We start from the raw sequence: 13,659 nt of genomic DNA, 5'->3' as shown, positions 1-13,659 counted from the left end.
GGCCTGTTCCCTCATCACCCACCACCGGAGGTATGCATGCGCACCCGCTCGCCAGCAAGAGGCACGTCAAGTCCCCCGCTCACCCTCGTACGAGCGCTGCTCGCGCTCGCCCTGTGTCTCGGCCTCATGTCACCGCTGATGACGGCGACCGCCCGCGCCGGCGAAACCACTCTGTCGAATCCGGGTTTCGAGAGCGGCAGCCTGAGCGGCTGGACGACGACGGGGACGGCGTTCAACAACGCCGTCAGTAACAAGCCCGGTTGGGGGTGGGGCTGTTGCTTCAACCAGCAGGGGACGTACCACCTGTGGGGCTTCGCCTCAGGCGGTGACGCGCCCACCGGAACCGTCACTTCCGAGCCGTTCACCCTGACCGGCACCGGCATGGTCAGCGCGCTCGTCTCCGGTGGCCGTAACGACAGCGATCTCTACGTCGCTCTGACCACCCTCGACGGCACGGTCCTGAACAAGGCCACCGGCACCGACGACGAGACCTATCGCCGCGTCACCTGGGACGCCCGCACGCACCTGGGCGAGCAGCTGCGCATCACCGTCGTCGACAAGGCCACCGGAGGCTGGGGCCACATCAACCTCGACGACGTCCGCGTCGGCACCGACCCGGCACCGAGTGTGAGGATCCTGTCCAATCCGGGTTTCGAGAGCGGCAATCTGAGCGGCTGGACGACGACCGGGGCAGCCTTCACCGGGGCGGTCAGTGACAAGCCGGGCTGGGGGTGGGGCTGTTGCTTCAACCAGCAGGGGACGTACCACCTGTGGGGCTTCGCCTCAGGCGGTGACGCGCCCACCGGTACCGTCACTTCTGAGCCGTTCACCCTGACCGGCACCGGCATGGTCAGTGCCCTTGTCTCCGGTGGCCGTAACGACAGCGATCTCTACGTCGCTCTGACCACCCTCGACGGCACGGTCCTGAACAAGGCCACCGGCACCGACGACGAGACCTATCGCCGCGTTACCTGGGACGCCCGCACGCACCTCGGCGAGCAGCTGCGCATCACCGTCGTCGACAAGGCCACCGGCGGCTGGGGCCACATCAATCTCGACGACGTCCGCGTCGGCACCGACCCGGCGCCCGACCCGTCCCAGGTCGGACTGGCCGCCCACTGGGACTTCTCCGAAGGCCAGGGCACTGCGACCAGGGAAAAGGTCAGCCAGGCCGCCGACCCCATCAGCTACGTCTTCAACGATGCACAGTACAAGCCCGACAGTGACCCGCTGTGGCGGCCCAAGCGCGAGGAGGACGGAGTCCTTTCCGGCGCGCTGCTGTTCGACGGGTACTCCACCTGGGTCTCTCGCGCCGCCGCACAGACCCAGCTGCCCACCGACGGCCTGACGGTCCAGGCGTGGGTCGCGCCGCGCGCCTTCGAGTGGGGAGATGACGGCAAGCCCTCCGCGGTCGTCAACCAGCAGGACAAGGGCGCCAAGCGGGGCTTCTCCCTCGGCGTCGGCCGACACGGAAGGTGGCAGTTCGGCATCGGCACGGGCGACGCGTGGTACGAGGTGACTGTCCCCAAGACCGCCGCCCTGACGGCGGGCAAGTGGGCGCACCTGTCCGCGGTGTTCGCACCCGCCGACGGAGCCATCAGGCTTTTCCTCAACGGCCAGCAGGTCGCCCAGACCTCCATCCCCACCAGCGCGCGGCTGGCCAAGGCCGACGTCCCGCTGATCATCGGCCGGCACAACCAGCCCGCCATCATCAACGGCACGTTCGCGGTGAACATGTTCAACGGCCTCATCGACGAGGTGAAGATCCACACCGGGGCGCTCACCCCCGCGTCGGTGGCCGCCGGACACCAGAACGACGTCCAGACCTTCGCCGGCGGCGTCACGCCCACGGCGCGGATGGCGATGGACCGCTCACGCTACGACGGTGACCGCTACCGTCCGGGCTACCACTTCACCGCCCCCAACCACTGGATGAACGAGCCCCACGCCCCCATCCAGTACAAGGGCAAATACCACCTCTTCTACCAGCACAACTCGCACGGCCCCTACTGGCACAACATCGCCTGGGGACATGCCGTCAGCGAGGACCTGGTGCACTGGCGCGACCTGCCCGTCGCGCTCGCACCCACCGAGGACAGCGTGGCACCCGACGGAGTCTGGTCCGGCGACGCCGCCTACGACGAGAACGGCGTACCCGTCCTGTTGTTCACGGCCGGCAACGACTCCCAGCGCCCCAACCAGGCCACCGGCCTGGCCCGTCCCGTCGACCCCAGCGACAGCGACCTCGTCGAGTGGAAGATGCATCCCACCCTCGTCACCAGCCAGACCGCCGACCTCGACGTCGGCGCCGGGCGCAAGGTCCGCTTCGGAGACTTCCGCGACCCGTTCGTCTGGCAGGAAGGCGACACCTGGTTCCAGTTGATGGGATCCGGCGTCCAGGCCACCGACGGCCGCGACATCGGAGGCACGGCCCTTCTCTACACCTCCAAGAACCTCACCGACTGGACGTACTCCGGACCGCTGATGGTCGGTGACGTGGCGGCCTACCCCAAGACCGGCCAGGTCTGGGAGCTGCCCACCTTCCTGCCGATCGGCAAGGACGCTCAGGGCCGCGAGCGCCGGGCCCTGCTCGTCAACCCCGCCTTCCCCGCCGGCCCCGGCGAGTACAGCAGCAAGTACGTCTACTACTGGGTCGGGACCTGGGACGGCCAGGCCCGACGCTGGACACCCGACACCACAGAGCCGAAGCTGATGGACTACGGCGACCACTTCACCGGCCCCAGCGGAACGGTGGACGACAAGGGACGCTCCCTGGTCTTCAGCATCGCCCAGGACCGCCGCACCGAACGTGCCCACTACGACGCCGGATGGGCCCACAACGCGGGCCTGCCCATCCAGCTGTCCATGCGGCCCGACGGCGACCTCGGTTTCAGCCCAGTCGAAGAAGTCGCACGCCTCCACGACGGCGAACCCCTCGTCAACATCACGGCCCCTACGTCCGTCGCCGCCGCGAACGAGCGCCTGACGAACGTCAAGGGCGACATGCTCCACATCAAGCTGACACTCGAACGCGGCGGTGCCAGCACCTTCGGCCTCGACGTCCTGCGCAGCCCAGGAGACGAAGAGCGCACACGCCTGTTCTACGACGCAGCCGGCGCGCAACTGGGAGTCGACCGAACCAGGTCCGGGAACAACTCGAGCGCCGAGCCCAACCTCGGCATCCACAAGGGCCCACTGACACTCTCCAACGGCACCCTGACGCTAGACGTCTTCGTCGACCGCTCGGTGATCGAGGCATACGCCAACTCCCACAAGTCGATCACCACCCGTGCCTATCCGTTCCGCCAGGACTCCCTCGGCCTGCGCCTCTTCGGCGACGGAAGCACCGTCAAGTCCATGACCGTCTGGAAGATGAGCAGTATGACCAGCTGACGTGGCACGCGCCCCTCAACGGCACAAACTACAGAAAGGAAGCACAGGCAAAGAACCGCTCACCCAAGCTGAGCGAGCCAGGGAGCCGAGCAGGAAGACGGACATTCCTTTCCAGCCGCTAGTGTCCCTGACCGAACGCAGCCCACAGCGACGCCCCGCTGACACAGGTCGGCGGGGCGTTGCCTTGACGCGTAACAAAGGGCGGCCGCGAGGGCTAAGAGGGGCCCTTGAACCCGACCGAAAGTCGCGGGGACGAGACCGCTTCGTCCACACAGACAGCAGCCGAATCACCCTCGACCCGAGCGTGCAGATCGACTGGACCGAGTTCCGTAGCCTCGCGCGCGGGGCCTTCGACGCCGATGCCGGCCGAGACGCCGTCCTGTTCGGTCACCAAGCCATCGCGCTGCGGCATTGGGGAGAACCGCGTCAATGCCGTCGTGACAAAGTGCGGCCCGCATCCCCTGAGCGGGGCATCGAGCAGGACTAGACGGCGATTGCCCCCGAGGCCACTACGGTGAGTGACCGTTTTCGGCGCCTGGCGTCATGGGCTGCGGTCGGTCTCAGCAGGCACACTCTCGATTCCCACCCAGCACGAGACTTCCTGGTGCTGGTTCGGTGCTGACTTTCGAGGGTCAATGACGGGAAAACAGCAGGCCGTAGCTCTGGTCGGATGAGTTGTCGTACCACTCGATGGTCGTGCCGATGAGGCTGGCGGCGACGATGCGCTTGAGGCTGTTCGGGGATGGGGGAGCGGATGCTGCGGAGGCCATGTGCGCCACTTCCTCGTGTGCGGTGGGGACGGGTGCGTGCTGGCACACCGTAGGAAGACGCAGGTCAGAGGCGTATGTGGTGGGGCACCATAGTTCTGGGGCCAGCTATGCGTGCGGCCACCATGCCTCGGAGGAGGGAGGCTGTACGGCCCTCGGCCGGGGCCGGTCGGCCCCTCTTGGGTCGGCGTCGACGGGGCACTCTGGGAGCAGGGCGTGGACCCGACGATGACCTGGGAGGTGAGGGTCATGATCAGGTCGGTCGTGGCCGGTGTGGACGGTTCGCGCGACAGCGTGGCCGCGGTGGACTGGGCGGCCCGGGAAGCCCTGCGCCGAGGTCTTCCGCTGCGGCTGGTCCACGCCTGGGAGGCGGGCCTGCCGGGCGGCGACGCGGCCCCCGACTCCTCGCCTGAGCTCAGGGCCGTGCAGCAGCACGCCCGCCAAGTGCTGCGCAGCGCGCTCGACCGGCTGAGCCGGCGGTACCCGCCGCTGGCCGTCTCGGCCGAGCAGGTGGGCAGGCCGCCCGTGCCCGCCCTGCTCGCCGAGGCCGAGAACGCCGACCTTCTGGTGATCGGCGGGCAGGGGAGCAGCGGGCTCGGCGGATTCGTCTCCGGAACGGTCGCGCTGGCCACCGCGGCCCGCACGGAACGGCCGATCGTCCTGGTACCGGCCGGTGAGAGCGCCGAGACCGAGCACCTTCCCGACGCCGACGGACGACCCTCGGTCGACACGCCCTTCCGTGACGTCACGGTCGCCGTCGACATCGACGGGACGTACGACGACGTCCTGGACTTCGCCTTCCGGGCCGCCGAGGTGCGCGGGGCGCCGCTGCGCGCGGTGCACGCCTGGCACGTGCCGTTCCCGCACAGCCGCCCGGCCGCCGGGGAGCGCGCCCGCCTGCGAGGCGCCGCGGAGGACGAGCTGGCCCGGCTGCTGGAACCCTGGCGGGTGAAGTATCCGGCCGTCGACGTCCGCGAGGACCTGCACGAGGGCCGCCCGGCCCACGCCCTCGTCCGCGCGACGGGCGGAGCGGGCCTGCTCGTGGCCGGCATCCGCCGCCACCGCACGGTGGCCGGACGGCCCACCACCGGGGCGGTCGCGCATACGCTGATCCATCACGTGAGGTGCCCGGTCGCGCTGGTCTCGCACGAGTGAAGACATCGACCGTGCGCGGACTCGCGGTGCGCGCGGCGGCCGAGGACAGCGCCTGCGCCATCTGGACAGGATCCGCACCCACGGCACCGACCGGCCCCCCTCGGCCGACCGGGCCCGCCGCCGGAGGCTACCCAGGCCCGCCCATATGGTGCAGGACGAGCAGCGCGACGTCGTCGGTGCGCTGCCAGTGGGTGCCCGCCTTGTCCACCAGGGTGTCGATGAGGCGGTCCAGGTCCCGGTCGTCGGCCTCGGCGAGGTGGTGGGCGAGCTCGGCGATGGAGTCGTCGATATCGGCACCAGGTGTCTCGACGAGACCGTCGGTGTAGAGGGCGAGCATGAACCCGGGCGTGAACGGGATGTCCGTCAGCGGGAAGACGGCATCGGGGTCGATGCCCAGCAGGGGACCGGGCGGCACGTCGACCGGCCGGGCGCCGTGCCCGGGGCGGCGCACGATCGGGGGCGGATGACCGGCGCTGGCCAGGGACACCCGGCGCCCGGCCAGGTCGAGGCGGACGTAGAGGCAGCTGGTGAACAGTTCGGCGTCCAGGTCGATGAGGAGGCGATTGGTGCCGGACAGCACCTGGTCCGGGGTCGCACCGACGGCGGAGTGGGCGTGGACGGCCGTCCGCACCTGCCCCATGAGAGCGGCAGCCGCCGCGTCATGTCCCTGGACGTCGCCGATGACGGCCGCGACGGCTCCGGCGCCGAGGGGGATGAGGTCGTAGAAGTCCCCGCCGATGTCCATGCCTCGCGTGGCCGGCAGATAGCGGGCCGCCACCCGCAGGCCGGTGACCTGGGGCAGCGTCCGCGGCAGCAGCGCCTGCTGGAGGCTGTGCGCGAGGTCGTGCTTGGCGTCGTAGAGGCGGGCCCGGTCGAGGGCCTGGGCGACGAGCCCGGCCAGCGAGGTCAGGACGGCGCGTTCCTCGGCCGGGAAGTCGTGCGGCCGGTCGTAGGACAGGATGCAGCAGCCGACGGGCCGGCCGGAGACGATCAACGGCAGGAAGGCCCAGGCCTGCTTGCCGCTGATCTGCGGCGCCTCGGGGTAACCGCGTCGCAGCTCCTCCGGATCGGCGAAGAACGCGGGTGCGCCGGTGCGGAGCACCTGGCCGGCCGGGGTGAAGGCGGTGTTCAGGGGCAGGCCGTCGAGGCGCTCGATGGTCTCGGGGGAGTAGCCGCGGTGCCCGGTGATGCGCAGCCGCCCGGCCTCGGCGGAGGACAGCACCAGGCCCTGGGCGCCGAAGGCGGGCACGATCTGGTGGGCGATCAGATCGATCACGTCCTGGACGCCGACGACCTCCGTCAGCCCGGCGGCCAGGTGCGTCAGCTGGTAGAGCCGGCCCGCGCGCGTCGGGGTGACCGAGTCCTGGGGCCGGTGGGGCGCCGGAGAAGGCGGCGGCGGTTCACCGCTCGGGATGATCCGTACGCTGATGCCGCTCGCGTCGGGATAGAGGTGGAAGTCCAGCCAGCGGTCCGGAGGGCGGCACGCGGTGAACGCCACGGGCTCACGGGAGAGCACCGCCGCGCGGTAGCGGTCCTCGTACGACGGGTCGTCCAGCCAGCGCAGGGAGTGCCACGGCCGGGTGCCCAGCAGCTGATCGGCCTCCCGCCCGAGCAGCTCGCAGGCGCCTCGGCTGAGCAGGGTGAAACGGCCCTCCAGGTCCAGCGCGCAGCTGCCGCCGGGCAGCCGCTCGACGAAGTCCGCGGCGCTGTGTGCCGGGTCCGTCGACCAGCGCCACGAGCCGGCGGAGACCACCCGGGGCCCGTCGGCGGGCGCCGGCGGCGGGCCGCTGTGCAGGGCGTCCTCCAGCACCCGGGCGAGCCGTCCGCAGCTCGCCCTGATGTGCCCGCGCTCGCGCCTGGTCATGTACCCCGGCCGGGTGGCCGGCCACATCAGCATCAGGGCGCCCCATCGACGGACGCCCGCGACCGGCGCGGCGGCCAGCGCCAGCGGGTACGGCAGGGCCATCGCGGTGCGCGGATAGAGGCGGGCCATCTCCTGCCGGCTGCCGACCCACACCATGCGGTCCTCCCGCACGGCCTCGGCCACCGGCGCGGGGGCGGTCATCGGAACCGTCCTCCAGGGCGCCGCCAGCTCCGCCGGCGCCCCGCACAGCACGTCCAGGAACAGCTGCTGCCCGTCCGGCGTCAGCAGGTACAGGGCGCCGACCGACGCCCCTGTCGCGCGCACGGTCTCCACGAACGCGGCGTCCAGGCCGTCCGCGTACGCCGCCGTCTCACCGGCTCCCGCCACGGCGCACCTCCCGCACTGTTCGGGAAGGCTCCGGACAGACACGGCAGCGACCCGCCCCGGGCCACTCGTACACCCACGCCCGACTTCCCCTACGGGGACGCTACGCCCCTACGCCGAGGTCGGCACCCCTGCGGGTGACGCGGGTCCGCTTCGGCGCCGCGGCGGGTTCCTCGGGGAAGCCACCGGCACGAAACGACGAGGCCGAGCAGGACGAGGCCCGGCCGGCGAGCCCGGGGTCCGACGGGGCGGCGGGTCCTGCGGGGCGGGCCGGCGGTGCCCGCTGTTTCGTCCACCTCACCTCGCCGTACGCGTCCGCCACCACCGGCGGCGCCGTACGCGTGGACGGCGGCTACGTGGACTCGATCCTGCCGTGAGGGGGGAAGGGCGCGCCGGCGTGTGCGGACGGTGAAGAAATCCGCACGGATCATTCGAGTGCGTTTCTTGGCGATTCAACCACCGTGAGGTGCTGGGGGTTTGCAGTCGGGTTGCTTCACCTTTGCGGGAATCCTGTGGAGATCACCCCGCCCGCCAAAGGCTGACGCACGTCAGGGGATTGATCTGCTCGCGACAAGTCGGCAGGCTCCAGGGCACGCGCAGCGCTGCCGTTCGAACGCAAACCCCCCACGTCAACCCCCCACTTCACGAGGAGACCCCTCTTGACGGCGCATCACATACGCATGGGCAAGGCCAAGGTCGTCACCGCGATCGCGGCCGTCGCGACAGTCGCCGGCACGGCGCTGTTCGTCTCCCCCGCCGCTCAGGCGGAGCAGCCCGCGCAGGGCACGGTCTACGGCCTGAACGCCGAAGGCGCGGTGCCCGGCAGCTTTGTCGTCCTGCTGGACGAGAAGACCTCCGCGGCCGAGAAGCGAGAGCTGGCCGCGGAGTACGGCGGCAAGCTCAGCCGTACCTACGGCTCGGCGGTCAACGGCTTCTCCGCGGGCAGCCTCACCGCGACGGAGGCCAAGCGCCTCGCCGCCGACCCCGCGGTGTCCACCGTGGTCCAGAACAAGAAGTTCCACATCACCGCCACCCAGGACAACCCGCCGTCCTGGGGCCTGGACCGCCTCGACCAGGCGGACACCGCCGGCGACAGCAAGTACACCTACCCGGACAAGGCCGGGGAAGGCGTGACCGCATACGTCATCGACACCGGCGTACGCATCACCCACAAGGACTTCGAGGGCCGCGCGTCCCACGGCTTCGACGCCGTCGACAACGACGAGACCGCCGACGACGGCAATGGCCACGGCACCCATGTGGCGGGCACCATCGCCGGCGCGTCCTACGGTGTGGCCAAGAAGGCCAAGATCGTCGCGGTCCGCGTGCTCGACGACAACGGCTCGGGCACCACCGAGCAGGTCGTCGCGGGCATCGACTGGGTCACCAGCCACCACCAGGGGCCGTCGGTGGCCAACATGAGCCTCGGCGGGGGCGCCGACCCGGCGCTCGACGCGGCGGTGCAGAAGGCCATCGCGGCGGGCGTCACCTTCGCGGTCGCCGCCGGCAACGAGTCGTCCGACGCGGGGCAGGGCTCGCCCGCCCGGGTCCCCGAGGCCATCACGGTCGCCTCCAGCACCAAGGACGACGCCCAGTCGGACTTCTCCAACTTCGGCCAGATCGTCGACCTGTACGCGCCGGGCTCGGACATCACCTCCGCCTGGAACGACAGCGACGAGGGGACCAAGACGATCTCCGGCACCTCCATGGCCACGCCCCACGTGACCGGAGCGGCAGCCGTCTACCTGGCCGGGCACCCCGACGCCGCCCCTGCGGACGTCGCCGCCGCGCTCGTCGGCGGGGCCACCAGCGACAAGATCACCAACCCGAGCAGCGGGACCCCGAACAAGCTGCTGAAGGTGACCGAGTAACCGCTCCAGGTCACCCCGCCGGCCCGGAACGGCCGTGAGGGCCCGGCGGTGCCACCCGCTCCTGCGAGGTGGCGCCGCCGGGCCGCTCGGGTTCGCGGCGGCCGTCGTAAGCTGGGAGATCTGCACTAGCTGGGGGAGCCGGGAACCGTACGGCCTGGACAGGCGCGCCCACGGAACAGCGGCTCGAATGTGAGGGAGCAACCGATGACGTCGCAGACCGAACGAGCCGTGCTGGCCGGCGGTTGTTTCTGGGGGATGCAGGACCTGATCCGCAAGCAGCCGGGCGTGCTGTCCACCCGCGTCGGCTACAGCGGCGGGGACACGCCGAACGCCACCTACCGTGACCACGGCGACCACGCCGAGGCGATCGAGATCCTCTTCGACCCCGCCGTGACGAGCTACCGCGACGTGCTGGAGTTCTTCTTCCAGATCCACGACCCCACCACCCGGGACCGCCAGGGCAACGACATCGGCCGCAGCTACCGTTCCGCCATCTATTACGCCGACGAGGAGCAGCACCGCGTCGCCCTGGACACCATCGCCGACGTCGAGGCGAGCGGCCTGTGGCCCGGCAAGGTGGTCACCGAGGTCGAGCCGGTCGGTGACTTCTGGGAGGCCGAGCCGGAGCACCAGGACTACCTGGAGCGTTACCCGAACGGCTACACCTGCCACTTCCCGCGCCCCGACTGGAAGCTCCCGCGCCGCAGTTCCTCCCAGGCGGGCTGAGACCCCCTACTTGAGATACGGGGCGAGCGCGAGGTTCTGCCTGCGTACGTCTCCTGCGACGAGGCCTGCGACGCGCTGGGCGCCGTAGGTCTCGAAGTGGGTGCGGTCGTTGCAGAAGAAGGCGCCGACGGGGCCCGAGCCCCAGTCGCCGGTGTGGGGGCAGAAGCGAAGGCTGTTGTAGAGGGACACGCTCAGGGTCTGCAGGTCGATGACCGGTGACCCGGTGGCGGTACCGGAGGCGTAGGTCTCGCTGACGAAGCCGCGGTTCTTGGTGGCGATGGAGCCGGAACACGTGAGGGCGGCGACCGGGGTCAGGAGCACCGGGTGGGCGCCCCGGGCCAGGGCGGCCCTCGCCATCATGGTCATCAGCTGCTGGTAGCGGGCCGTGCCGACGTGCCGGGGGCAGGTCGGGGAGGAGTCGTTGATGCCGAACTGGATGAACAGATAGTCGCCGGCTTTCATGCCGGTGGTGGAGTTCAGCATCGCCTGCCAGCGCGACGAGTAGGCGGTGGAGGTCAGCACGCACTCGCCGTCGGAACCCATCGTGCCGCTCACGGCCGACTCGTACAGCCACGTCTGGATGCTGCGGCCGCCCACGGCGAGATTCCGGACGGTGACGTCACTGGTGAACAGGGCGCCGAACTGGCTGCCCCAGCCGACCGGGCACGCCGCGCTCGGGTTGGCCATGGTGGAGTCACCGGCCAGCCAGACGGTGACCGGCTCGGCCACCGCCGCCCCCCTGCCGGCCGGTGCCGCGGGGCGCGAGGCGTCCGCGCAGTGCGCCGCGGTGCTGTCGGCCGCCGAGGCGGCCTGTACGCCCAGGCTCGACAGGGCGAGCGCCAGGGCGGTGGTCAGGAGGATCCGGAGCTTCTTCATCGTCGTGTCTCCTGGGAACGGGCGCCGGTCAGCGCAGGGAGGAGGCGAGCGGCAGGCCCTGCTCGCGGATGCTCTGGAGCACCAGCCCGGCCATCCGGGTCGCGCCGTACTGCGAGAAGTGGGTGTTGTCCGTGACGCCGTCGACGGAGGAGCGGAGGTGGAGCGCGGCGGACGCGGTCGGGCCGCGGGACTCGACCAGCGCCCTGCTCCTCGCGGTCAGATCGACGACCGGCACCCGCTGCGCCGCGCCGACCGCGCGCATCTCCGCGGGCAGGTCCACCCCGACGCCGTTGATGGCCGACGGCCGCCTTGAGTGTCGGGCGCCGCTCGGCCGCGGCGAGCGCTCCACCGTCGCCCATCGAACGGCCCACCACCGACAGCCGGTTGGGGTCCACCCGGTCCCGCACTGGGCAAGCCCAGGACAACGGCGACAACTGAGGCGATTCATGAGCGAGTTCGAGATCGGGTGTGTTCGTCCGACAGCAAGGTGAACCTCCTTGGCGGAGCGTTGTGAACGTTCCCAGGCGCTTCCCAGATAAGAGGGTCCATCGTCAGGCTGTCAATCAGTCGGAGCCAACAAAGTAACGGATCCAAACATTGCCGAACACCGAACTCCGACAGAATCCTTGACGACGCGTCAGCGCCTCTCTACCCTCACACGCCGTGGGAGCGGTCCCACATTCTCCCCCGAGCGCACCCGCACCCGCACACCCCCCTCGCATCGGAGGTCGTCGTGACCTACGCACGCCCCACAGCACACCCCCGGAAGGTGAGACGCCGACTCATCGGCGGCATCACGGCCGCCGCCGCGGTGGCCGCCTCCACGCTCGTCGGACTGCCGCAGACCGCGCACGCCGCGACCGCCCGGCAGGTGGAACGCCTCGACCGGGGACTGACCAGCGTCCACACCAGCAGCGGCAACCTGGTGTCCTGGCGCTGGCTGGCCACCGACCCGAACGACGTGGCGTTCAACGTCTACCGGGGCTCCATCAGGCTCAACTCCTCGCCGATCACCGCCTCGACGAACTACTTCGACTCCGGCGCCCCGGACTCGGCCGACTACACCGTACGAGCGGTCGTGGGCGGCACCGAGCAGCCGGCCTCCGAGCATGCGCTGCAGTTCAGGGCCGGCTATCTGGACGTGCCGATCTCACCGCCGGCCGGCGGCACCACCCCGGACGGAGTCGCGTACACCTACGAGGCCAACGACGCGAGCGTCGGCGACCTCGACGGCGACGGCCGGCTCGACCTGGTCCTGAAGTGGCAGCCGACCAACGCCAAGGACAACTCCCAGTCCGGCTACACCGGCAACACGATCGTCGACGGCATCAAGCTGGACGGCACCCGGCTGTGGCGCGTCGACCTGGGCCGCAACATCCGCTCCGGCGCGCACTACACGCAGTTCCAGGTGTACGACTACGACGGCGACGGCAAGGCCGAGGTCGCCATGAAGACGGCCGACGGCACCCGGGACGGCGCGGGCACGGTGATCGGCAACTCCTCGGCCGACTACCGCAATTCGTCCGGCTACATCCTGTCCGGCCCCGAGTACCTGACGATGTTCAACGGGCAGACCGGCCGGGCCATGCAGACGGTCGACTACGTCCCCGCCCGCGGCACGGTCTCCTCCTGGGGCGACTCCTACGGCAACCGCGTCGACCGCTTCCTCGCCGGCACGGCCTACCTGGACGGCGCCCGCCCCTCCCTGATCATGGCGCGCGGCTACTACACCCGTACGGTGATCGCCGCCTGGGACTGGCGGAACGGCCAGTTCACCCGCCGCTGGACCTTCGACACCACCTCCTCCACCAACGCGGGCAAGGGCTACGACGGCCAGGGCAATCACGCCCTGTCGGTCGCGGACGTCGACGCCGACGGCCGGGACGAGATCGTCTACGGCGCGATGACCGTGGACGACAACGGCGCCGGACTCTGGACCACGAAACTCGGCCACGGCGACGCCGCCCACCTCGGCGACCTCAACCCCTCCCGAGCGGGCCTGGAGTACTTCAAGGTCTCCGAGGACTCCAGCAAGCCCGGCTCCTGGATGGCCGACGCGCGCACCGGCCAGATCCTGTGGCAGACCGCCTCCGGCTCCGACAACGGCCGCGGTGTCTCCGGCGACATCTACGCCGGCAGCCCCGGCGCCGAGGCGTGGTCGGCCTCCGACACCACCCTGCGCTCCGCGACCGGCGCCTCCCTCGGCCGCGAGCCGTCCAGCATCAACTTCCTGTCCTGGTGGGACGGCGACACCGTCCGCGAACTCCTCGACGGCACCCGCATCGACAAGTACGGCACCTCCGGCGACACCCGCCTGCTGACCGGGTCGGGCGTCTCCTCCAACAACGGCACCAAGTCCACCCCGGCCCTGTCCGGTGACCTCCTCGGCGACTGGCGCGAGGAGGTGATCTGGCGCACCAGCGACAACCGTGCCCTGCGCATCTACTCGACCCCGAGCCAGACCGGCACCAGGATCACGACCCTCCTCCACGACACCCAGTACCGCACCGCGCTGGCCTGGCAGAACACCGCGTACAACCAGCCACCGCACCCGAGCTTCTTCATCGGCTCCGGCATGCCCACCGCACCGCGCCCCACCGTCTACACCCCCTGAGCGACGACC

Annotated in this window: 11 protein-coding genes; 7 read left to right on the top strand and 4 right to left on the bottom strand. The window is 70.6% G+C overall.

Annotation, left to right across the window (positions count from 1 at the left end):
• The first annotated feature begins 36 nt into the window (after positions 1–36).
• Both ACIQ6Y_RS17470 and ACIQ6Y_RS17465 read left to right on the top strand, forming a co-directional pair.
• Entirely contained in the window at positions 37–3,393 is a 3,357-nt protein-coding gene (locus tag ACIQ6Y_RS17470; RefSeq protein WP_404039110.1) for a GH32 C-terminal domain-containing protein, read from the top strand.
• A gap of 304 nt (positions 3,394–3,697) precedes the next feature.
• Positions 3,698–3,880: a hypothetical protein gene (locus ACIQ6Y_RS17465; RefSeq protein WP_404039107.1), complete on the top strand. Its 183-nt coding sequence runs from the start codon at positions 3,698–3,700 to the stop codon at positions 3,878–3,880.
• Positions 3,881–4,025: 145 nt separating this feature from the next.
• Here the strand turns inward: ACIQ6Y_RS17465 and ACIQ6Y_RS17460 are convergent, their stop codons facing one another.
• The gene (locus tag ACIQ6Y_RS17460) at positions 4,026–4,163 is read right to left on the bottom strand and encodes a hypothetical protein (protein WP_404040132.1); all 138 of its coding nucleotides are present in this window, start codon (positions 4,161–4,163) and stop codon (positions 4,026–4,028) included.
• Positions 4,164–4,409: 246 nt separating this feature from the next.
• Here ACIQ6Y_RS17460 and ACIQ6Y_RS17455 point away from each other — a divergent pair, with 246 nt between their 5' ends.
• Positions 4,410–5,315 (top strand): universal stress protein, encoded by a 906-nt coding sequence (locus tag ACIQ6Y_RS17455; protein WP_404039104.1) that lies wholly within the window; start codon positions 4,410–4,412, stop codon positions 5,313–5,315.
• Positions 5,316–5,442: 127 nt separating this feature from the next.
• Here the strand turns inward: ACIQ6Y_RS17455 and ACIQ6Y_RS17450 are convergent, their stop codons facing one another.
• The gene (locus ACIQ6Y_RS17450) at positions 5,443–7,566 is read right to left on the bottom strand and encodes a SpoIIE family protein phosphatase (protein WP_404039101.1); all 2,124 of its coding nucleotides are present in this window, start codon (positions 7,564–7,566) and stop codon (positions 5,443–5,445) included.
• Between the two features lie 134 nt (positions 7,567–7,700).
• On the opposite strand from ACIQ6Y_RS17450, the gene ACIQ6Y_RS17445 reads away from it, so the two are divergent.
• From ACIQ6Y_RS17445 to msrA, 3 genes are all read left to right on the top strand, one after another.
• On the top strand, positions 7,701–7,940 hold the full coding sequence (locus tag ACIQ6Y_RS17445; protein WP_404039099.1) for a hypothetical protein: 240 nt from the start codon (positions 7,701–7,703) through the stop codon (positions 7,938–7,940).
• Between the two features lie 303 nt (positions 7,941–8,243).
• Positions 8,244–9,434, top strand: a complete 1,191-nt coding sequence (locus tag ACIQ6Y_RS17440; RefSeq protein ID WP_404040087.1) for a S8 family serine peptidase — start codon at positions 8,244–8,246, stop codon at positions 9,432–9,434.
• Positions 9,435–9,638: 204 nt separating this feature from the next.
• Complete coding sequence (gene msrA / locus ACIQ6Y_RS17435; protein WP_404039096.1) at positions 9,639–10,160, top strand: peptide-methionine (S)-S-oxide reductase MsrA; 522 nt, start codon at positions 9,639–9,641, stop codon at positions 10,158–10,160.
• Between the two features lie 6 nt (positions 10,161–10,166).
• Here the strand turns inward: msrA and ACIQ6Y_RS17430 are convergent, their stop codons facing one another.
• Both ACIQ6Y_RS17430 and ACIQ6Y_RS17425 read right to left on the bottom strand, forming a co-directional pair.
• Positions 10,167–11,036 (bottom strand): SGNH/GDSL hydrolase family protein, encoded by an 870-nt coding sequence (locus tag ACIQ6Y_RS17430; RefSeq protein ID WP_404039093.1) that lies wholly within the window; start codon positions 11,034–11,036, stop codon positions 10,167–10,169.
• Positions 11,037–11,064: 28 nt separating this feature from the next.
• Positions 11,065–11,316: a hypothetical protein gene (locus tag ACIQ6Y_RS17425; RefSeq protein ID WP_404039091.1), complete on the bottom strand. Its 252-nt coding sequence runs from the start codon at positions 11,314–11,316 to the stop codon at positions 11,065–11,067.
• Positions 11,317–11,769: 453 nt separating this feature from the next.
• Between ACIQ6Y_RS17425 and ACIQ6Y_RS17420 the strand changes: the two genes are divergently transcribed.
• Positions 11,770–13,650 carry a rhamnogalacturonan lyase gene (locus tag ACIQ6Y_RS17420; protein WP_404039089.1) on the top strand — a complete coding sequence of 627 codons (1,881 nt, stop codon included), beginning with the start codon at positions 11,770–11,772 and terminating at the stop codon, positions 13,648–13,650.
• Positions 13,651–13,659 lie beyond the last annotated feature (9 nt).

This window comes from Streptomyces sp. NPDC096205 (genome assembly GCF_044763135.1).
GTDB lineage: Bacteria > Actinomycetota > Actinomycetes > Streptomycetales > Streptomycetaceae > Streptomyces.
The sequence above is the reverse complement of the archived record's forward strand: the minus strand, read 5'-3'. Positions and strand labels throughout refer to the sequence as shown.

Bases quoted from the DNA above. Each gene is read 5' to 3' on its own strand.
- ACIQ6Y_RS17470 (WP_404039110.1), top strand. From the start codon at position 37: ATGCGCACCCGCTCGCCAGCAAGAGGCACGTCAAGTCCCCCGCTCACC.
- ACIQ6Y_RS17460 (WP_404040132.1), bottom strand. From the start codon at position 4,163: ATGGCCTCCGCAGCATCCGCTCCCCCATCCCCGAACAGCCTCAAGCGC.
- ACIQ6Y_RS17455 (WP_404039104.1), top strand. From the start codon at position 4,410: ATGATCAGGTCGGTCGTGGCCGGTGTGGACGGTTCGCGCGACAGCGTG.
- ACIQ6Y_RS17440 (WP_404040087.1), top strand. From the start codon at position 8,244: ATGGGCAAGGCCAAGGTCGTCACCGCGATCGCGGCCGTCGCGACAGTC.
- msrA (WP_404039096.1), top strand. From the start codon at position 9,639: ATGACGTCGCAGACCGAACGAGCCGTGCTGGCCGGCGGTTGTTTCTGG.
- ACIQ6Y_RS17430 (WP_404039093.1), bottom strand. From the start codon at position 11,036: ATGAAGAAGCTCCGGATCCTCCTGACCACCGCCCTGGCGCTCGCCCTG.